At 42.2% G+C, this 20,146-nt stretch carries 17 protein-coding genes; 6 read left to right on the top strand and 11 right to left on the bottom strand.

Annotation, left to right across the window (positions count from 1 at the left end; translation table 11 throughout):
- Positions 1-69 precede the first annotated feature (69 nt).
- Genes ACYQ3L_RS10645 through ACYQ3L_RS10635 form a run of 3 tightly spaced genes read left to right on the top strand, consistent with a single transcriptional unit; the run spans position 70 to position 2,631 of the window.
- Complete coding sequence (locus ACYQ3L_RS10645) at positions 70-789, top strand: histidine phosphatase family protein (protein WP_379996061.1); 720 nt, start codon at positions 70-72, stop codon at positions 787-789.
- The gene (locus tag ACYQ3L_RS10640; RefSeq protein ID WP_379996063.1) at positions 786-1,715 is read left to right on the top strand and encodes a hypothetical protein; all 930 of its coding nucleotides are present in this window, start codon (positions 786-788) and stop codon (positions 1,713-1,715) included. Before ACYQ3L_RS10645 ends, ACYQ3L_RS10640 begins: the two co-directional genes overlap by 4 nt.
- A gap of 46 nt (positions 1,716-1,761) precedes the next feature.
- On the top strand, positions 1,762-2,631 hold the full coding sequence (locus ACYQ3L_RS10635; RefSeq protein ID WP_379996065.1) for a cation diffusion facilitator family transporter: 870 nt from the start codon (positions 1,762-1,764) through the stop codon (positions 2,629-2,631).
- Between the two features lie 4 nt (positions 2,632-2,635).
- Here ACYQ3L_RS10635 and ygiD read toward each other — a convergent pair whose 3' ends face one another.
- The 5 genes from ygiD to ACYQ3L_RS10610 all read right to left on the bottom strand — a co-directional run bounded on the left by ygiD (position 2,636) and on the right by ACYQ3L_RS10610 (position 8,118).
- Positions 2,636-3,466 (bottom strand): 4,5-DOPA-extradiol-dioxygenase, encoded by an 831-nt coding sequence (gene ygiD, locus ACYQ3L_RS10630; RefSeq protein ID WP_379996067.1) that lies wholly within the window; start codon positions 3,464-3,466, stop codon positions 2,636-2,638.
- 173 nt (positions 3,467-3,639) lie between these two features.
- Positions 3,640-5,331: an LIC_10190 family membrane protein gene (locus tag ACYQ3L_RS10625; RefSeq protein ID WP_379996069.1), complete on the bottom strand. Its 1,692-nt coding sequence runs from the start codon at positions 5,329-5,331 to the stop codon at positions 3,640-3,642.
- Between the two features lie 95 nt (positions 5,332-5,426).
- On the bottom strand, positions 5,427-6,632 hold the full coding sequence (locus ACYQ3L_RS10620; protein WP_379996071.1) for a DUF763 domain-containing protein: 1,206 nt from the start codon (positions 6,630-6,632) through the stop codon (positions 5,427-5,429).
- 26 nt (positions 6,633-6,658) lie between these two features.
- The gene (gene miaA, locus ACYQ3L_RS10615) at positions 6,659-7,567 is read right to left on the bottom strand and encodes a tRNA (adenosine(37)-N6)-dimethylallyltransferase MiaA (RefSeq protein ID WP_379996073.1); all 909 of its coding nucleotides are present in this window, start codon (positions 7,565-7,567) and stop codon (positions 6,659-6,661) included.
- The gene (locus ACYQ3L_RS10610; protein WP_379996075.1) at positions 7,567-8,118 is read right to left on the bottom strand and encodes an IS1096 element passenger TnpR family protein; all 552 of its coding nucleotides are present in this window, start codon (positions 8,116-8,118) and stop codon (positions 7,567-7,569) included. Before ACYQ3L_RS10610 ends, miaA begins: the two co-directional genes overlap by 1 nt.
- A gap of 201 nt (positions 8,119-8,319) precedes the next feature.
- Between ACYQ3L_RS10610 and ACYQ3L_RS10605 the strand changes: the two genes are divergently transcribed.
- Positions 8,320-8,790 (top strand): outer membrane beta-barrel protein, encoded by a 471-nt coding sequence (locus ACYQ3L_RS10605; protein ID WP_379996077.1) that lies wholly within the window; start codon positions 8,320-8,322, stop codon positions 8,788-8,790.
- A gap of 93 nt (positions 8,791-8,883) precedes the next feature.
- Here ACYQ3L_RS10605 and ACYQ3L_RS10600 read toward each other — a convergent pair whose 3' ends face one another.
- The 5 genes from ACYQ3L_RS10600 to rfbB form a co-directional block, all read right to left on the bottom strand.
- Positions 8,884-9,525, bottom strand: a complete 642-nt coding sequence (locus ACYQ3L_RS10600) for a DUF6891 domain-containing protein (RefSeq protein WP_379996079.1) — start codon at positions 9,523-9,525, stop codon at positions 8,884-8,886.
- A 141-nt stretch (positions 9,526-9,666) separates the two neighbouring features.
- Positions 9,667-10,971 carry a UDP-N-acetylglucosamine 1-carboxyvinyltransferase gene (gene murA, locus ACYQ3L_RS10595; RefSeq protein WP_379996081.1) on the bottom strand — a complete coding sequence of 435 codons (1,305 nt, stop codon included), beginning with the start codon at positions 10,969-10,971 and terminating at the stop codon, positions 9,667-9,669.
- Between the two features lie 94 nt (positions 10,972-11,065).
- Positions 11,066-12,073, bottom strand: a complete 1,008-nt coding sequence (gene murB, locus ACYQ3L_RS10590; RefSeq protein WP_379996083.1) for a UDP-N-acetylmuramate dehydrogenase — start codon at positions 12,071-12,073, stop codon at positions 11,066-11,068.
- A gap of 30 nt (positions 12,074-12,103) precedes the next feature.
- Positions 12,104-12,982, bottom strand: a complete 879-nt coding sequence (locus tag ACYQ3L_RS10585; RefSeq protein WP_379996085.1) for a phage holin family protein — start codon at positions 12,980-12,982, stop codon at positions 12,104-12,106.
- 20 nt (positions 12,983-13,002) lie between these two features.
- The gene (gene rfbB, locus ACYQ3L_RS10580; protein WP_379996087.1) at positions 13,003-14,139 is read right to left on the bottom strand and encodes a dTDP-glucose 4,6-dehydratase; all 1,137 of its coding nucleotides are present in this window, start codon (positions 14,137-14,139) and stop codon (positions 13,003-13,005) included.
- Positions 14,140-14,545: 406 nt separating this feature from the next.
- On the opposite strand from rfbB, the gene ACYQ3L_RS10575 reads away from it, so the two are divergent.
- On the top strand, positions 14,546-15,880 hold the full coding sequence (locus ACYQ3L_RS10575) for an NADP-specific glutamate dehydrogenase (RefSeq protein ID WP_379996089.1): 1,335 nt from the start codon (positions 14,546-14,548) through the stop codon (positions 15,878-15,880).
- 74 nt (positions 15,881-15,954) lie between these two features.
- Here the strand turns inward: ACYQ3L_RS10575 and ACYQ3L_RS10570 are convergent, their stop codons facing one another.
- Positions 15,955-16,551, bottom strand: coding sequence for an IMPACT family protein (locus tag ACYQ3L_RS10570; RefSeq protein ID WP_379996091.1), 597 nt, complete (start codon positions 16,549-16,551; stop codon positions 15,955-15,957).
- A 1,009-nt stretch (positions 16,552-17,560) separates the two neighbouring features.
- Between ACYQ3L_RS10570 and ACYQ3L_RS10565 the strand changes: the two genes are divergently transcribed.
- Positions 17,561-20,089, top strand: a complete 2,529-nt coding sequence (locus ACYQ3L_RS10565; protein WP_379996093.1) for an ATP-dependent Clp protease ATP-binding subunit — start codon at positions 17,561-17,563, stop codon at positions 20,087-20,089.
- The last annotated feature ends 57 nt before the right edge of the window (positions 20,090-20,146 follow it).

Here is a 20,146-nt window from a genome sequence, read left to right as displayed (position 1 = left end):
ATTATCTAATATGCCAATATACCAATGGAATGATAAAGATATTATATTGGTACCTTAATAATTAAAACAATGAGTTCAAAGATTACATTATACATTGCCCGTCACGGCAAGACAATGATGAATACCCTCGACAGGGTGCAGGGTTGGTGTGATTCACCGCTAACGAAAGAAGGTATAGATGTAGCCCGCTATCTGGGCTACGGAATGAGCGATATAAATTTCCGTACTGCTTATTGCAGCGACCTGCGTAGAACCGTGCAGACAACCAAAATAGTTTTGGGCGCCAAAGGACAGGAAGACATTCCCGTGGTCGAGCTCTCAGGATTACGCGAAGCATGCTTTGGTAGTTTCGAAGCCGACTTTAATCATCATATGTGGCATAGTGCCGCTTTATACCTCCATCACACGTCCTCTGAAAGTATGATTAAAGCGATTATGGAAAAAGAGATCAGCTACCGGGAGGTACTTGATGCCGTCAAAAAACTGGATAAAATGGGCATGGCTGAAAATTTTTCCCAGGTAGAAGCGCGCACTCAGGAAAGTCTTCTCGAAATAGCAAAGAATGAGTCTCAACATGGCGATGCTAATATACTGGTTATCTCGCACGGGATGAGCATACTGGCTATGTTATTAGGCTTGGGAGGAGACAAATTATTCAAGAAGCCATTGGAGAATGCAGCTGTATGCAAGGTTATTTACCACGACGGTAAGTTTACAGTCGAATCGATGGCAGACATGAGCTATGTGGAAAAAGGTAAAAAAGAAGCGGTTACAATATCTGGACAATGAAAAAAATATATTTAATAATATTCCCCGTCTTATTTAGTATCACCCTGTTTGCGCAGAAAGAAACAGTTCCGGCATTTGCATATGACAGTACAGCTAATTTCCTGGGCAAAAATGCAATGGGATATACAGGGCAGGAACTGTACCTGAAAGGATTGGATAAATCATCCCAATCTTTCGGATATAGCGGTTTTATACTTAAATACAAGAAAGACGACGACCTGTTGAACGACGAAAAAAATATATATAAACCGAACGATAATTACAATTCCCGTTACGAAGATCTGGCCGGTAAGTATTTCCGTGTAATAGAAGTGATCCGCCACCCGAGATCAAAAACAGAAGTAAAAGATTACAGTGACGAATTCTATCTGAAATTACAGGAACTTTCGAATGGTGATATTATGTATTATAAATATAATGCCGAATCCGACTACACCTTCCCTTTTCTCGTAAGAGGCTTTTTCGAAAAGCAGAAAGAATTACTGACAGGAAAAGAATATGTAATATCGGACGATATATTAAGGATGTCCCGTAATTTGGTTACAGGCAAGGCTCTGATTTTCACCACCGGGCAGACATGGAAATGTACGGATGTGACTATGGACAATACGATGAACGAACTTTCATTGGTCCTGCAAAATACTAAGGGCATAAAAACAGTTATCCCCTACTCCGCTATATTGAATAATGAGAGTATAAAGAAAGTATATACTGCGGCTGAAGCTTCAGCCCTGACAAGAAAATATAATGCAAATAATTTCCGCCGTATCCTGCAAAATAAAATCAGGGTTGGGATGACAAAGGAAATGACCCGCCTGGCATGTGGTGAGCCAACAGAAATAAAAGAAAACGGAAATACGGAACAATGGTCTTATCCTGCTGGAAACCTGACTTTCAGAGGTGACAAAATTACAAGTACAAAATAAAATCCAATTATTTAAAACTGTATATTTGTACTTTAAATATAGATAAATGGATAAAACCCAGACAGCCCAAAAGGCATCTATTTTTAGTATAATAGGCAATACTCTTTTAGCTGTATGCAAATGGCTGGCAGGATATTTCGGTAACTCCTATGCCCTGATTGCCGACGCAATTGAATCCACCGCTGATATATTTTCTTCCATTCTCGTTCTCTTAGGCATAAGGTATGCCAGCAAACCTGCGGATGAAGACCACCCATACGGGCATGGGCGGATAGAGCCGCTTGTTACCTTCGCGGTTGTAGGCTTTCTTATCATTTCTGCTACAATTATCGCAATAGAAAGTATAGAAAATATACGTACGCCGCACGAAGGCCCCAAGCTATTTACATTATTTGTACTGGGAGCAATCATTATCTGGAAAGAATTATCGTACCGTCTGGTAATAAGAAAAGCAAAACAAACAGGAAGCACATCTCTGAAAGCTGACGCCTGGCATCACCGTAGCGACGCTATTACTTCTGTCGCAGCTTTTATAGGAATATCCATCGCTATTTATAAAGGAGAAGGGTATGAATCGGCTGACGACTGGGCAGCATTATTCGCAGCGTTTATTATCCTGTATAACAGTTACCACATACTGAAACCTGCATGGGGAGAAATGATGGATAAAGACATGTATACGGATATAGCCAACGATATCTGCGATTTTTCAAAAACAATAGACGGAGTGGCAGATACCGAAAAATGCCATATCCGCAAAACGGGAATGTCTTACTATGTAGACTTACACATTATTGTAAATAAAAATATTACAGTGAAAGAAGGGCATGACATTGCCCACGAACTGAAGCGCAGGCTAATAGCCCATAAACCCGAAATAGCAGATGTGCTGATACATGTAGAACCTTCAAGATGAGCCTCTATCCTATTACAAGTGAGGTCATACTCAGAGACCCGGCGATTACCTTATCATTGAAAATCCGAACCGGTTCATTTTTCTGCCTCAAAGCCAAAGTATAAAGCAATGGAATATAATGCTCGGGTGTAGGAATAGCCAGACGGGCTGCATCGTGCAAACGTGTATAATCTATCAGGGAATGGAAATCGCCGTTCAATATCTTATCTTTGAATAAGTCATTCAGTTCGAAAGCCCAGTCGTAACCATATTCTGTATTGAAATCATCCCCTTCGATGCGTACCATCCGCAGATTGTGAACCATATTTCCGCTACCTATCACCAAAACACCTTTACGACGCAAAAAAGCCAGTTCCCGTCCCAGGTCGTAATGATACTGCATTACTTGGAAATGGTCGATGCTCATCTGCACTACCGGGATATCCGCCAGCGGGTAAATGTGTTTCAACACGCTCCAGCTACCGTGATCGAGTCCCCATTCGTAATCTTCTCCGATGGCAACATCGTTTATACGTTCTCTTACTAAATCCGCCAGTTCTTTCGATCCCCGGGCAGAGTATTGTTGGGCAAATAATTCACGGGGAAAGCCATAAAAATCGTGTATCGTCTTAGGTTCGTTCATGGCTGTGACGAAAGTCCCGCGTGTTTCCCAATGGGCGGAAATACAAAGAATGGCCTGTGGTTGCGGAAGATCCTGCCCCAAACTGGTCCATGCATGTACAAACTCATTATCCTCAATGGCATTCATGGGTGTACCATGTCCGACAAATACAACCGGCATAAGCGGCGTATCCTGAAACTGCATGGCTTGTTTATGTAAGTCTTTTAGTGTCATAATTTTATCTCAAGAGCTTGTTTCAATTTTATTTGTTTCTATCAGAACTATCCCAAGTCCGATTTATTCTTCTTCGAAACGGTAATCGAGGAGCATCAGAATTGAATAAAAGAATAAACCAAACGAAAAAGATTAAACACCCGGTAAATTGTATAGTTCAGTCTTCTGCCTTTTTAATTTTCCTTTTCCCTGAAACCTTCCTGCAAGGTTTTACCTCTCATCTCCAGATTCTTTATGTAATTGTTGCTGCAAGGTATGACATGGTCATAACAACCACCATCAAGAGGTTTAAAGAATTCTGTGTTGTTCAATTTGAATATCTCCATTGTCACAGGATATTTATCGAGGCGGGTTTGTATGCTTTGCGGCTTATAGAATATCTCTGCGTAAGACACATAAGGCTCTTTTACAACAAGGAAGTAGCGGACTGATAATACTCCGAAATAGGCTATCGTAGCTACCAGAAACACATTTGCAGGTAAGGACCTGACCGGATTTCTAAAATCTTTGAATAACAGATAGACCGGAATGGAAAATACGATGGCTATAAATCCATACCCGAACCTCACGGCCGGAGCCATTACCAGCCAGAATATAAAGCCCATCAGTCCTATAACCCAGACGAGCAATAGCACAGAATATTCTTTTATAAGCACCTTCTTCCTCAACAATGCCCCGAGCATCAACAGCGGGGAAACCAGACCTGCGCCTGCAATACAAATGTCGAGCGGATGCCTTTCTCCCAGCCATTTCTGAACCTTTACAGCTAATGGCATATCCAGAATATAGTCGCTGGAGTTATACATGGCATCGTAGCTGATGGCAAAAGATTCGATATACCGCTTCGATTCTATACTGTATTCTACAGGAAGTTTCCAGTCGAAAGTAAATAAATCTACTGAAGGATAGGGATGTATAAGATAGCCTGATATAATTACATTACGTACCAGCCATGGGGCAACAACTATCAGGGCAGAAATACAAATAAAAGCTACGGCTTTATAATTCTTCTCTTTGATAAACAGAATAAGAAGGTAAAGGGATACCAGGCAAATAAACACAGTAGACACTTTCAGAGTGATGCAGAATATCGGGACCAGCCAGAAGAGTATACTTTTTTTCTTCAGGTTTTGCTGGCCGGCTAAAAGAGTAAATAATAGATATACGATAAGCAGGTTAGGTAATAAGTCGGCCGAAGAGCAACCTATATGCGTCTTATATTCCATAAAGAACGGAACGAATACGACAATGAACAAAACAATAAGAAACAGCCGTTGACGGCCGGCCTGCCTGATTATATATGCCATCATAAACACCATACATAGCGCGTTTATTCCAAAGACAAATTCTCCGGTCAACGGGCGCAGGCCAAATGCAGAGCATAAAAGGAACAGGTTGCTGTTGAAGCCGAAACGTTCTTCCAGATTTGCCAGGCCGGGTACGACATGGTATTCCTCATTCCACAGTATATTCTGCAGATGGTAGTAATATATATCGGGAAATTGCGGCGGTACAAGAAAGAATAACATAAATAGCAATCCGGCAGAACCAATTAAGATAACCTGCAATGGAGACAGGCTTTTGATAACGGTCCGTACTTTAGTCACAATATCTTTTCTCCTGACAGCAATCAGGTAGAGAATTGAGATTACGCCCAGAGTAGCGGCTATCTTTATACCGGAAGGCAACCAGATGGATGTGATGCAGATTATTGTTCCCGTAATACACAGGCCGATAAGGAATGTCTCAAAGAATGAGTAGTCTTCATCCCTTTTCAAGACTTTCGAATAAAGGCTGACGAATATGTCTCCAAATGAAAAGAAAACAAGCGTTATTAAGAACCAGCACAATATAGCGGCAATCATCCGGGTTGTTTTAAAGTTTTATAAAGAGACTGCAAAATTACGAATTTATTCTGTTAAACTAATATATTTCGCTCTGTATTAGCGGAGTCTCATAGTCAGTCCCACAATTTCAGTTGTGTCCCTTCATCTTTCGGCTTCCTGGTGTCGCCGAATACCGTTTTTCCTCCGTACTTATATGATGTATTACGTTCGTGCTGTACCAGATCGTCGAAATAGTTATTTGGAGTATATCCCCTCTCCATTTCCTGCGATATTTTAGAGAGGTTTTTCAGAGCTTCCGATTTATCTTTGTCTCCCAGTTTCGCCTGATGAATAGCCTTGTCGAAAATCCCGATAGTTTCGTCGTACACGCGTGTAGGGACAGGAAAAGGATGCCCGTCTTTTCCCCCGTGGGCAAACGAAAAGCGCGCCGGGTCGGAGAAGCGCGATGGCGTACCATGTATCACTTCGCTGACCAGTGTGAGTGATTGTAAAGTGCGGGGACCTACTCCTTCGAGCAGGAGCAGGGATTCCATATCAGAGACATCTGTTTCATGGGCAAGAATGAGCGCGGCTCCCAAACGTTTCAGATTTACATCTTCGGCCCGTACGTCATGATGGTTTGGCAAAATAATTGAAACTTCTTTCATCAGTTTATCCGGAGTTTCTTTTGTCAGTTCCAGAATCCCTTCTTTGGCCGGGGCTGCGAGTTTATCCGTCAGGTTAAGGATCAACCCTTGATTCTTTCCGCAAACAGAAGTGTGCGGCTCTTCCATAAAGGATTCAAGAGAAGACGAAAGCCAGTGATAGCGCCGCGCCATACGGTTGCTTCCGTTCATCCCCTGCTGGATAACAGTCCATTCTCCATCGATAGTTACAACAAAAGAATGCAGGTAAAGTTGGTAACCATCCTGAACGGCCGTATTATCTACCTTGGCCGATAATTTACTGTTCCTTACCAGTTCATCTCCGTTCAAACCTGTTTTATTAGCTATCTCAATAAGCTCGGCAGGCGTTTGCCGTGAAGATTTTCCCCGTCCGCCGCAAACGTAGACACCCAATTCGGCGGAACGCTTGTTTATGGCCTTCTTTAAAGCATTCATCGCTGATGTGGTAATACCTGACGAGTGCCAGTCCATACCCAACACACATCCCAATGACTGGAACCAGAACGGGTCACTAAGCCGCTGCAACAATGCCGGACGCCCATATTCGATAACGATGGCTTCGGCAATGGCTCCGCCCAGAAGGCTCATACGCTGGGCCAACCAAGGGGGTACTGTCCCGTAGTGAAGGGGTAAATCGGCATGTCCTCGTTTCATCCTTCTAAGGTAAGAAAAAAACAGGTTCAAGAACCCGCTATGGCAATTATCTTTTGTAAAGCCTCACTATCAGTCGTTTCCGACAGATTTATCCAGTGTATATCTTCATCCCGCTTAAACCATGTCATTTGTTTACGGGAATAAATCCGGCTGTTTTGCTTTATCTTTTCGATGGCAAAATCGAGAGTCCATTCGCCATCCAGATATTTGAAAAGTTCTTTGTATCCTACTGTATTCAGGGAATTGAGATGGCGTTGCGGATAGTATTGTTCCGCTTCTTCAAGCAGGCCTTGTTCCATCATTTCATCCACCCGTTGATTGATACGTTCGTAAAGCTGTCCGCGTTCGCGCGTCAGCCCTATCTTTACAATGTCGAACGGACGTTGCTTCTTTGTATTGGTACGGAAAGACGAATATGGTTTTCCGGTCATCAGGCAAACTTCCAGCGCATGAATCACTCGTTTGTAATTTTTGAGATCTACTATATTGTAAAAATCCGGGTCGATAGTTTTCAATTGGTCACGAATGGGTTCCAGTCCTTCTTTTTCGTATAGGTCATATAGCTCTTTTCTCAGTCCTTCGTCTATTGTAGGCACGTCGTCTATACCGTTGCATAACGCGTCTATATACATCATGGAGCCACCTGTGGCAACCAGCACATCATGTATTTTATGCTGTTCCGCTATTATATTCAATGCGTCCCGTTCAAACTCACTGGCACTGTAATAGTCTGTGATACCGAGCATACCAACAAGAAAATGCTGCACTTGCGACAATTGCTTTGTCGTAGGTGCAGCAGTTCCTATTTCCAGTCCTTTGAAAAATTGCCGGGAATCGGCAGAAATAACGGGCGAACGATAGTGCTCTGCAAGATTGAGGCTAAGCTCCGTTTTCCCTACGCCGGTAGGGCCAAGCAGGACTATAAGCTGTTTCATCAATACTCCTCGTCGCTCGGTAGCGGAGCGTTATCCAGACCGTCGAAACCTTCAGCATCGAGCTCGTCCATGTCATAACCTTCGTCTCCATAGAAATTCTCTCCTATATCAAGGGAGGAAGAGGTTGACGCTACTGTGTCGAAATCAACGACCTGTGCAGGCGGATTTCCGATAGATTTGGTGCAGACGGCTTCTTCCATATTTTTTCCTGTGATAATTTCGCGCAATTCCATAAAGAACGCGCGTTCGGTCAGATAGTCGAATACATACATAAGTTTCTGGCGCTCATCTTCCAGAAAATCATTCAATACGGATGCCTCCATTGTGTAAGAGTCTTCTTCGGGGCTTGTATCCATTTCCACAAGTGTGATTTCCTGTTCTTTTTCCCAATCGTCGCTGCAAATAAAAAATGAAGCCATTTCGCCTTCTTTATAATCGACCGATTTGACAATAGCTTTGTGCAGATCAAAGAATGTAGCATCTGCATCTATCTGAATTTCACGTTTGAAGTCTTCCACTTCATCCGATAAAAGTAAAAATCTGAATACCATTTTCAATAGACATTTTTATTCTTAATTCAAAAGTAGTAATTTTTTTATAAAGAGCATAAAATCATATAAAAAATGAGTTCAACAAAGGGATTCTTTTCATGAGAAGCCATAGCAGCGAGTGAACCTATTCAATATTTTATTGTTATAGATAAAAGAAAATCGATCAAAAACTCATTTATTTATAAACTAATTTATCACAAGATGAAAAAATTACTCGTACTAATAGCTCTGATAGGCCTTTCTATGGGAGCTTTTTCCCAAAGCGGTTCTAAATCAGTATTAGTTAAAGCCGGATATCAAACAGATTATGAAAGATTCGGATTAGGCGTTGAAGGTCGTTATTCTATAACAAACAATCTCCGGTTGGCACCGGATTTTACTTTCTATTTTCCGAATAATCATCTGACCGGATTGGATTTTAATGCGAATATACATTATGTATTTCCTATCCAGAGCGGTTTTTCATTATATCCTCTGGCTGGCGTTGCCATGGTGAATAATCGCTGGTCTCACGGTGGGCATTCCGACAGCAGTACGGATTTCGGTGTGAATATCGGTGCAGGAGGCAGTTATGATATAGGGAATAATGGTTATTTGAACCTTGAATTTAAATATTCGTTCCAGGATGTAGATAATGCAAATATCATGTTAGGATATGGTGTAAGATTTTGACAACCGTTTGATAAAAAGAGGCGGGAGAAACCAGTATTAGTTTTCTCCCGCCTTTTTTTATTTTCTGACGAATTTTAATTTTACCAAAATATCTTATTCTTCCATCAATTGTAAAACGCGGGCATAACCCCACTTTTCTTCCACATCATCATCGGAAATAAATACATTTTGCCAGTTGAAATCTTTTATTTCTATTCTTTTTGACGCAGAACCATTCCAGTCGATGGTAAAACCTGCTTCTTTAAGAGCTGCAGCCACTTTATTGCCTATAAGGATGGCTTCCTTATCATTCTTCTCTTTTTCCCCATAGAATCCGATAGAAAGCGTTCCGGTTTCTATCACACGCTCCAAATCCTGTCCGTGATAGTAACAGTAGCCGATAGGCTTAATACCTTCGTCTTCCAGATCTGTCCATACATCCTGCACATCATAGATAGCATCGGATTGGGTATATCCGGCGTTATGCAAAGCAACTATCTTTTCCTTACAGAGTGTATCAAATACCACACGTAGTTTTTCCGTATCGGTTGGATGCTGCCATGTTTTGCTTTCGTCCTCATTCTTTTTGTATTCCCTTTCAAATGTTTCACGAATCCATTCTTCGGAAATTTCGCTCTCCCAGCCCTCATCTTCTACGGCCTCCAGCGCATCGTTAATAATATCTTCTAATGCTTCAAATCCTGATTTTATACTAATAAGGAAATGATCGTAGAGATATTTTTCATTTTCTGTCATAGTGTAAAAAAAAATTGTAGCCCCCATCCCTTCCCAAAAAGGGGGCTAAGAGTATAAATTAATAGTATTTATGTTATCGAATAGCCTTTCCATTATCATTTGTCGAATATCTTCCCCCCGGTGAGATTGAGAGCAGGACCCTTAGTCCAATCGCATAATATTTGCGCCTAATTGATTCAGTCTCACGTCTATATTCTGATATCCCCGGTCTATCTGCTCTATATTGTGGATTGTACTTTTTCCATCAGCACACATTGCAGCTATAAGCAGTGCTATACCTGCGCGGATATCAGGTGATGTCATCGTAGTAGAGCGCATCGGACGCTTGCCTGTACCGATAACTGTCGCCCGGTGCGGATCGCATAATATAATCTGCGCACCCATATCTATCAGTTTATCGACGAAGAACAGGCGGCTTTCGAACATCTTCTGATGGATGAGTACGCTGCCCCTGGCCTGTGTAGCCACCACCAGCAATACACTGATAAGGTCGGGTGTCAGACCCGGCCACGGCGCATCGGCAATAGTGAGTATAGACCCGTCGATAAACGTGTCTATTTCGTACTCTTTCTGAGCCGGGATATGTATGTCGTCGCCTTTCCTTTCCAGCTGAATACCTAATCTGCGGAAGGTGTCGGGGATGACACCTAAATCGTCATATGCAACATTCTTTATAGTAATTTCCGAACCTGTCATAGCTGCCATTCCTATAAAACTGCCTATTTCGATCATATCGGGTAAAATACGGTGCTTAACCCCTCCAAGAGATTCTACACCTTCTATTCTCAACAGATTAGAACCTACACCCGAAATTTTGGCGCCCATCTTATTCAGCATTTTGCTCAGCTGCTGCAAATATGGTTCACAAGCTGCATTGTAGATAGTTGTTTCCCCTTCTGCCAATACGGCAGCCATCAGGATATTCGCTGTACCTGTTACCGACGCTTCATCAAGCAACATATAAGTACCTTGTAGCTTCCCGGCAGAGATATTATAGATTTGTTGAACATCATCATACACGAAGTCGGCGCCCAACTTCTGAATGCCTATAAAGTGGGTATCTAAACGGCGGCGTCCTATCTTATCCCCCCCCGGTTTCGGCAACATAGCCTTTCCAAAGCGGGCCACGAGCGGACCGATAATCATGACTGATCCTCTAAGGGACGCGCTTTTCTTCAAAAATTCAGGTGTTTGTAAATAATCGATATTTACATTTTCGGCTTTGAACGACCATGTATCCTCACCTAATCGTTTTGTTTCCACACCCATTTCGCCCAGCAGGGCAATAAGGTTGTTCACATCCAGTATATCAGGGATATTTTCTATTATTACTTCTTCGGGTGTGAGTAATACTGCACAGATTACCTGTAATGCTTCGTTCTTTGCTCCCTGCGGAGTTATTTCACCTTTGAGGCGGCAACCGCCTTCTATGATAAATGATGCCATGTTATTAGTTGTTTGTTTAGCTGTTAGCTATTAGCCGTTAGCTATTAGCTTTTGCACAAATGGCTATGGGCTAATGGCTATGGGCTAATGGCTTTCAAAATATTCTTACTTCGGGTTCCAATTCTATATTGAATGTGTCTTTTACGGCACTCTGGATTTCACGCATAAAACGCACAATATCGTTTCCATCCGAAGAACCGTAATTTACGATAATAAGCGGTTGGTTTGGATAAGTACCTATATCGCCGATCCTTATGCCTTTATAACCGGCTTTATCGATAAGGAAAGCAGCCGATGTCTTCACCGAGCCGTCTTTCTGTAAAAAGGCCGGGAGTTCGGGATAATCAGTCTTTATCTTTTCTGCGTGTTCCTGGCTTATATATGGATTCTTAAAAAAGCTGCCGGCATTAGGCAATACTTTTTCGTCCGGTAATTTTCGCTGGCGGACATGTATTACAGCACTGCGCACATCCTGTATCGTGGGTTCTTCTATATCCTCCAGTTCTTTGTTCAGGTCGAAGTATTTCGGTGTATAAACAAAAGTACGTTTCAGGTGGAACACGACTGAAATAATGAGATATTTGTTTGTCCGTTTAAAAATACTGTCTCTGTATCCAAACTCACATTCGGCATTCGAGAAAGACACGGCCTCCCCGGTTACCATATTTATGGCTACGACTTCGTGGATAACATCCTTTACTTCTGCTCCGTATGCTCCTATATTCTGAATAGGCGCCGCACCTACTGTGCCGGGAATCAAAGACAGGTTTTCGAGCCCGGCGAAACCACGTTCTACGCAATAGGAAACAAATTCGTCCCAGTCTTCGGAGGCATTTACTTCAATAAATATGTCCTCATCCTCTTCTTCTTCGTCGGATATCTCGCGAAGGCCTTTCAGTTCGGGACGGATGACAAGCCCGTCAAAATCCTTGGTAAAAAAGAGGTTACAACCACCTCCTATAATCAGTTTTTGTTCGTATGGATGCTCTGTCAGGCATCTTCGAAGCTCTTCTACATTTTTTGGCTGGCAAAATATCTTTGCCGAAGCTTCAGTCTTAAATGAATTGTAATTTTTTAACGAGAATTGCCTATAATAGTCCATTTCGGAAATAATTGGTTCGACATGATCCGGTTACCGCTTTCGCTTAAACCAGAAGAATAATATGGCTAAAACAGCCAGAACACCGAGAATAATCAGTATGGTTAGCCAATGGTCCATCACAAATCTGATTATAAAGATCAATGCTACCACTACAGCTACAAGCCCTGCTATCTGAATAACCCTTTTGATAATAACTTTACGCCGGGCAACACGCTCTTCTTCGCTCAATCCGGCTTCGTCTTCTTCGTATGAGTCCGGCTTGGGTCCTTCCTGTCCGGATCTTATGATGGCTTCGGTGATCGTATCCGGTTCCGGTTCAGAATCGGGGTATAATTCCTGTTCGAAGTTTTCTTCCGCCTCTAACGATATACCGGTTTCAGTTTCCTCTGCCGGGCTTACATCTTCGAAAGGTACATAATTTTCCGTATCCTCTCCGGGTGATGATTGTAATTCTTCGTAGTCTGCATCTTCCGTGTGGATGATCTCCATCGGTATGTCATCTACAGAAGTGTATTGAAATTCTGCCCCGGTCTCGTCCGGGAACTGTTCTTCCTGTATATCAGACACTTCACTTTCCCCGGCAACCGGTACTCCTGTAGAATTGCCTTCTGCGTTTACAGGTTCTGTAATTTGAGGTATGATAATCCTGCCGGCCTGCGCCGCTTCGGTGTCTGCCAGGCGAATAACGGTATCTACACGTGACGAGGCAACTTTAGTATCAAAGTCTCCGTTTTCGACCATCTTAATGAGCTCATCCTCTATGGCAGGATATTTTTTCATCAAGGTCTGACAGGCATTGGCAAAGTCGCGGAAGCGTTGCATTTTGTCTATTTTCGCCTTTACTTCATCACCGCTGGCGGATGATATATCCAGTATTTTATCGGCCAGAATTGCTTTTAAGCGTTCCATTTTTTATTACGATTACATATTTATCGGTTTCCGTACATTTGTTCGTAATACTTCATATAGTCACCCGAGGTTACCTCTTCCACCCATTTTTGGTTGTCGAGGTACCAGTAGATCGTTTTTACGATACCTGTATCGAAGTTTGTTTCGGGCAACCACCCCAGTTCGGCACTTATTTTTGTGGGGTCTATCGCATAACGGTGATCGTGCCCCTGACGGTCTTTGACGAATGAGATCAGATTCTCATTTATCCAGCTGATGTCTATACTGCCGTCGGCAGCTGCTTCCTTTTTATTCAATACTTCACGATACCGGGGTTCTTTGTCCATAATATCGTGAATGGTCCTGATAACAAGCTTAACTATATCTATATTCTTTTTCTCATTGTGTCCGCCTATATTGTAAACTTCGTGGATGCGCCCCTTATGAAGGACCGCGTCTATAGCCTTGCAGTGGTCTTCCACGTACAGCCAGTCGCGAACATTACTGCCGTCTCCATATACAGGCAGTTGTTTTCCCGACAAGATGTTGCGTATAATAAGCGGAATCAGCTTTTCGGGGAAATGGAAGGGGCCGTAATTGTTCGAACAACGGGTTATATTCACAGGCATTTTATATGTTTCACCATAGGCACCTACAATAAGGTCGCCTCCGGCTTTTCCTGCACTGTACGGTGAGCGCGGGTCCAAAGGGGTAGTTTCTGTAAAATAGCCTTCGTCACCTAAGGAGCCATATACTTCGTCGGTAGATACCTGCAGGTATTTTACGCCTTCGCGCCAAACAGGATAATTATCTTCATCCTTACCTGTGGTCCAGTATTTCTTTGCAGTATCCAGCAAGTTCTGAGTGCCCAGAATATTCACCTGCAAAAACAGTTGCGGGTTTTCGATACTTCTGTCGACATGGCTTTCCGCCGCAAAATTAATGACATAATCTATATCGTATCCGGAGAAAACTTTCTCGGTTGCCGTTCTGTCACAGATATCTCCTTTTACAAAAGTAACCCTGGGATCTTTCAGCTCCTCCGATAATGTCCCGAGATTACCGGCATACGTAAGGGCGTCGAATATGATCAGTTTTGCGTCCGGATATACGGCCAGCATATGTTTCACAAAATTTGAGCCGATAAAACCGGCTCCGCCTGTGATTAAATATGTCATTTTTTTAATTTAAAATTATATTATTCACAAAAATAAGAAAAAAACGAGATTAAAAAATATCTGTGGCACAATATATCATGGTAAAGATACTCCAATTCGTAATTTAGGGTGTACTTAGAGCCTGTTTAAATTCCAGTTCATCGTATTTTCAGGCATTCATGAATCTTCAATTCCCTCGAATATTCTTCTATGAGCATTTTCCAGTTTTTCTTCGGTTGGTTCTGCTTCGCTTGTTCTTTTCCCCGGCGCGGTTAGCCCCTTTATTTATTCCCGTGAAATGAACCATCCTGAATATCCAAGCAAGCCCCGGCATAAATAAATTATCACATTTTTGAAATAAAAATTAACAAATAGATGTTTTTTCCCTATATTTGTAGCATCCATAAATCAAAATCCATAAATAAAAATGAAAGCAGAACAAGTATTAGAGGACTTAAAACGCAGATTCCCTAACGAGCCTGAATATCATCAGGCAGTATATGAAGTATTGGAATCCATTGAAGAAGAGTATAACAAACATCCTGAATTTGAAAAAGCCAATCTGATAGAAAGGCTCTGTATCCCCGACCGTATCTTTTCGTTCCGTGTAACATGGGTGGATGATAAAGGGAATACACATACCAATATGGGATATCGTGTACAGCATAGCAATGCTATCGGGCCATACAAGGGAGGTATCCGTTTGCATGCTTCGGTGAATCCGTCGATACTTAAATTCCTTGCCTTTGAGCAAACATTTAAAAACTCGCTTACTACACTGCCTATGGGTGGAGGTAAAGGGGGTTCCGACTTTAACCCTAAAGGGAAATCGAGCGCGGAAGTTATGCGCTTCTGCCAGGCTTTTGTGACAGAACTGTGGCGTCATATCGGCCCTGACACGGATGTTCCGGCCGGAGATATAGGCGTGGGCGGACGAGAAGTTGGTTATATGTTTGGTATGTACAAGAAACTGGCTCGCGAATTTACAGGAACTTTCACAGGGAAAGGCCTTACATTCGGGGGATCTCTGATTCGTCCGGAAGCAACAGGATATGGAAATGTGTATTTCCTGCTGGAAATGCTGAAAACTAAAAACATAAACATAAGCGGTAAAAGATGCCTTGTGTCTGGTTCGGGCAACGTGGCGCAATATACTTGTGAAAAGCTGATAGAACTGGGAGCAATACCTGTAACATTGTCAGATTCGAGCGGTTATATTTACGATCCGGATGGCATTACGGCAGAGAAACTGGAATATGTGAAGGAGCTGAAAGAACTTTACAGGGGACGCATCAGCGAGTATGCCGAAACTTACGGATGTAAATACGTGGCCGGTGCCCGCCCCTGGGGTGAAGAAGGAGACATCGCCCTTCCGTCGGCAACACAAAACGAGATTAGCGGCGAAGACGCGCAAAAGCTTGTGGCAAATGGAGTTATTGCTGTTTCGGAAGGAGCAAATATGCCGTCCACACCGGAAGCTATCGCTGTATTTCAGAAAGCAAAAATACTGTATGCACCGGGTAAAGCCGCCAATGCGGGAGGCGTATCTGTATCGGGACTAGAAATGACACAAAATTCAGAACGCCTTAGCTGGTCAGAAGAAGAAGTGGACAGCAAACTAAAATGGATTATGGCTAATATTCACGAAAACTGTGTAAAACACGGTACAGAGCCGGATGGTTATGTAAATTACGTGAAAGGTGCGAATATAGCCGGATTTATGAAAGTGGCAAAAGCTGTAATGGCCCAGGGAATAATCTAAGAACCGGTTTAAATTTTATCGTAATTATTTCTTATATGAATTTAGCGGCTGTCAAGTATCCGATAGCCGCTATTTTATTCAATAAATTTCAAACTTTCTACTTTTTCGAGACGGTTTCTCAATTCTTCAAATTTAGCTTTACGTATTTCGAGGGTCATCAGACAGTCCATCTCGTAGCTTTGATTTAAAATAGCCGGCTCCAGATCTTTCACAGTTTTCATCACATCGTTCATGAAAGGATATTCGAAGCTAAATGAGATTTGACAGTCTACGGTTTTTTCTATTATTCCGGCTTCACTGATTGCCCCGGCTGCCGCTTCTCTGTATGCCACAATAAGTCCGCTTGTACCCAGTTTTATCCCGCCAAAATAACGCACTACGGCAACAAGAATATTTGTCAGTTCATTGGAGTTTATTTGCCCGAGTATCGGCTTCCCTGCCGTGCCGGAGGGCTCCCCGTCGTCGTTTGCCCGGAAGTCTTTTCTGTCGGCACCCAGCATATACGCCCAACATACATGGCGGGCGTCATAGTATTCTTTTCGTAATTTTTCTATTTCATTTTTAACTTCTTCGGCCGACAATACAGGGATAGCGCAAGCTATAAATTTGCTTCGCTTCTCTGTATAGATTGCTTTGGATGCTTTGGCGATTGTCCTGAAAGTATCTTCCATAGTCAGCAAAGATAATCTTTTCTCTTAATATTAGCTTTGTGGTAAATATAGTAAAAGTTTTATGGAAAACTTTATCTATGTATATAGCTGATAGCTTTGAGCTGTTAGCTGTCAGCTCTTTGAAGTATTGATTAAAGCAGTTACGAGTTACTTCACCCTGCGGGCAGTTACAAGTTACAAGTCTGCTAACTGCTGACTGTTCACTGATATATCTGTTACTTTTGTTACCTTTTTGGAGAAAGATACGAGATACAGGTTGTTAACTACTCTCGGACGAGATGCTTCGTTTCTCTCAGCATGACAGACCACGATACTGTTTACTGATAACTGTTCACTGAAAAGGTTGTTACCTTTGTTACCTTTTAACAAGTAGTAAATTTTAAGTAGTAAGTAGTAAGTCATAAGTTGAGAAAGCTACATTACTGTTTACTGTTAACTGTTAACTGATATATCTGTTACCTTTGTTACCTTTTTCGATATTAATCATTGATAATAAATAACTTAAATCAATAGTGGAAAGCAAAACCAATATAAATGACGGATAGTAACAGAATAAAGAAATGAGGTAAAGAGAGACATCAATTAGTCTTAGGTTTTCCAATTTAAAAGGCGGAAAATAGGCGGAACGAAACCCTATTAAATAGGAATGGTTGTCTCACGACAACCAATCTTCACTCCTAACCATAAATCTAATACCATGAAAAATACTTTACAAAAGTATGGAACTATTTTTATATTATCAAACAAAAAGTAATTAAAAATAATTATTTAACATTATTGTAATATTTATGTAATGCATAATATTTCATATTGTCATATATAACATTTAAAATTTTACAATTTGAAATATTGTTTTTAGATTTGCATAGCAGATGTAAACATTATGGCACCATTTTTGTTTGAATATAATAAATTAGATTATTAAGATTTTATCTGAAATACATTTTAGAAATAAATCTTATATTTGTAACATACGCATAATTTGCATAAAACATCAAATAAGACGGTTATGGAAAATAATTTTTCACCAAGAGTTCGCAAAATCATGACTTATAGTCGTGAGGAGGCCGGACGTCTGCAAACGAATTATCTAGCGCCCGAACATTTGATGCTTGGAATACTCCGCAACGGAGAAGGATTAGCCATACAGGCATTGAAGGATTTCGGAATAGATCTAATTGAGTTAAAAGACAGTATTGATAATAACATATTAAAGCAACAGGAGGATGCATACCCAAACAGTGAGATCGTATTAAGTAAAAGCACTGAAAAGATTCTGAAGATGAGCATACTGGAAGCGCGTTTGACTAAAAGCCAGGAAACTGACTCCGAACACTTACTTCTTGCTATTCTGAAAGATCACGACAATGTTACGGCGATGTTACTGGAAGAAAACCATATGGATTACAACGGAGCTTTCACCTATATTAAAAGCATGGGTGATATATTACATAAAAACAGCAAGGAATCGCCCCGTATGGGAGCCGATTTCACAGATGACGACGATGATGAGGACGAAGCTGTGGGCGGCAACTCAAATGTGAATACCCAACAGCCCCGCCAGGCAACCGATACACCCGTACTGGACAACTTCGGTATGGATATGACAAAGGCCGCACTGGAAAACAGGCTGGACCCGATAGTAGGCCGTGAAAAGGAAATAGAGCGACTGGCGCAGATATTGAGCCGCCGCAAGAAGAATAATCCCATACTGATAGGTGAACCCGGAGTAGGTAAATCAGCTATTGTAGAAGGACTGGCTTTACGTATTACCCAGAAGAAAGTGTCACGTGTCTTGTTCGATAAACGTGTGATCGCCCTCGATATGGCTTCGGTAGTGGCCGGTACTAAGTACCGTGGACAATTTGAGGAACGTATCAAAGCGATACTTAACGAATTATCAAAAAATCCGAACATCATATTGTTCATTGACGAGATACACACTATAGTGGGTGCAGGAGGGGCAACCGGTTCGCTGGATGCCGCCAATATGCTGAAACCGGCTTTGGCCCGTGGTGAAATACAATGTATCGGTGCAACTACGCTTGACGAATACCGTAAAAATATAGAGAAAGACGGTGCACTCGAACGCCGTTTCCAGAAAGTGATGGTAGATCCTACTACTGCTGAAGAAACATTGCAGATATTGCATAATATCAAGGAGCGGTACGAAGAACATCACAATGTGAAATATACCGAAGATGCGCTCGCAGCCTGTGTGAAACTGACTGACAGATATATTACGGACCGCAACTTCCCGGATAAGGCTATCGATGCCCTGGACGAAGCGGGTTCCCGTATGCATATCGCAAACATACATGTTCCTAAGGAGATAGAAGATATTGAAAAGGAACTGAAGGATGTTGTAGAACAAAAAGGCGAAGCTGTTAAGGCTCAGAAATACGAACTGGCAGCAAGCTTCCGTGATACACAACGCCAATTGATGGCAAAACTGGATACGGCAGAGGCCGAATGGAAAGCTTCATTGAAGGAAAAACCGGAAACTGTGGATGCAGAGATGGTTGCCGAAGTGGTCTCCATGATGTCGGGAGTACCGGTGCAACGTATCGGTGAATCGGAAGGCATCAAGCTTGTAGGAATGCAGGACAGCCTGAAAGCATCGGTTGTTGGCCAGGATGAAGCTGTAAATAAGATTGTGAAAGCGATACAGCGAAACCGTATAGGCCTTAAAGACCCTAACCGCCCGATAGGTTCATTTATGTTCCTTGGACCTACAGGGGTGGGTAAAACCCATTTGGCCAAGATGATCGCCGAACAATTGTTCGACTCCGCCGATGCGCTTATCCGTATCGATATGAGCGAATATATGGAGAAATTCAACGTATCGCGTCTGGTCGGGGCACCTCCGGGATATGTAGGATACGAAGAAGGTGGTCTGTTGAGTGAAAAGGTCCGTCGCAAACCGTACTCTGTAGTATTGCTCGACGAGATAGAGAAAGCTCACCCCGATGTGTATAATATCCTGCTTCAGGTAATGGATGAAGGTCATCTGACCGACAGCATGGGACGTAAGATAGATTTTAAGAATACAATACTGATAATGACTTCGAATGTCGGTACACGTCAGTTGAAGGACTTTGGCGGAGGTATCGGCTTTAACAAGCAATCGGCGGCAAACCGCGAGTATTCGAGAAGCGTACTTCAAAAAGCGCTGAACAAGACGTTCTCGCCTGAGTTCCTGAACCGCGTGGATGATATTATTACATTCGACCAGCTGGACAAAACTTCTATCGAAAAGATTATAGATATCGAATTGAGAGGGTTCTACAAACGTATGGCCGAGCTTGGTTACACTATCGAGCTCACTCAGGACGCGAAAGATTTCCTTGCCGATAAGGGTTATGATGTCCAGTTCGGGGCCCGTCCGTTGAAACGTGCTATCCAAAACTATGTGGAGGACGAAATAGCCGAACTGATACTTTCGGGTGCAGCCAAAGAAGGCAGCACTATATCCTTCGAAGTAGATAAAGAAAAGGATAAACTGAAAGCTGTAGCCCATGAACTTGCGAAAGCTTAACAGTAAGATCATTATAATAAAAGAGGTGCTGATGGGAAAATCAGCACCTCTTTGCAT

The sequence above is a fragment of the Dysgonomonas termitidis genome, assembly GCF_054657735.1.
The sequence above is the reverse complement of the archived record's forward strand: the minus strand, read 5'-3'. Positions and strand labels throughout refer to the sequence as shown.

Coding starts and splice junctions, on each gene's coding strand:
- ACYQ3L_RS10600 (WP_379996079.1), bottom strand. CDS start 9,525: ATGACAGAAAATGAAAAATATCTCTACGATCATTTCCTTATTAGTATA.
- ACYQ3L_RS10610 (WP_379996075.1), bottom strand. CDS start 8,118: ATGGTATTCAGATTTTTACTTTTATCGGATGAAGTGGAAGACTTCAAA.
- ygiD (WP_379996067.1), bottom strand. CDS start 3,466: ATGACACTAAAAGACTTACATAAACAAGCCATGCAGTTTCAGGATACG.
- ACYQ3L_RS10635 (WP_379996065.1), top strand. CDS start 1,762: ATGGATAAAACCCAGACAGCCCAAAAGGCATCTATTTTTAGTATAATA.
- ACYQ3L_RS10585 (WP_379996085.1), bottom strand. CDS start 12,982: ATGGAACGCTTAAAAGCAATTCTGGCCGATAAAATACTGGATATATCA.
- murA (WP_379996081.1), bottom strand. CDS start 10,971: ATGGCATCATTTATCATAGAAGGCGGTTGCCGCCTCAAAGGTGAAATA.
- rfbB (WP_379996087.1), bottom strand. CDS start 14,139: ATGACATATTTAATCACAGGCGGAGCCGGTTTTATCGGCTCAAATTTT.
- murB (WP_379996083.1), bottom strand. CDS start 12,073: ATGGACTATTATAGGCAATTCTCGTTAAAAAATTACAATTCATTTAAG.
- ACYQ3L_RS10625 (WP_379996069.1), bottom strand. CDS start 5,331: ATGATTGCCGCTATATTGTGCTGGTTCTTAATAACGCTTGTTTTCTTT.
- ACYQ3L_RS10645 (WP_379996061.1), top strand. CDS start 70: ATGAGTTCAAAGATTACATTATACATTGCCCGTCACGGCAAGACAATG.
- ACYQ3L_RS10605 (WP_379996077.1), top strand. CDS start 8,320: ATGAAAAAATTACTCGTACTAATAGCTCTGATAGGCCTTTCTATGGGA.
- ACYQ3L_RS10620 (WP_379996071.1), bottom strand. CDS start 6,632: ATGAAACGAGGACATGCCGATTTACCCCTTCACTACGGGACAGTACCC.
- ACYQ3L_RS10575 (WP_379996089.1), top strand. CDS start 14,546: ATGAAAGCAGAACAAGTATTAGAGGACTTAAAACGCAGATTCCCTAAC.
- ACYQ3L_RS10570 (WP_379996091.1), bottom strand. CDS start 16,551: ATGGAAGATACTTTCAGGACAATCGCCAAAGCATCCAAAGCAATCTAT.
- ACYQ3L_RS10640 (WP_379996063.1), top strand. CDS start 786: ATGAAAAAAATATATTTAATAATATTCCCCGTCTTATTTAGTATCACC.
- ACYQ3L_RS10565 (WP_379996093.1), top strand. CDS start 17,561: ATGGAAAATAATTTTTCACCAAGAGTTCGCAAAATCATGACTTATAGT.
- miaA (WP_379996073.1), bottom strand. CDS start 7,567: ATGAAACAGCTTATAGTCCTGCTTGGCCCTACCGGCGTAGGGAAAACG.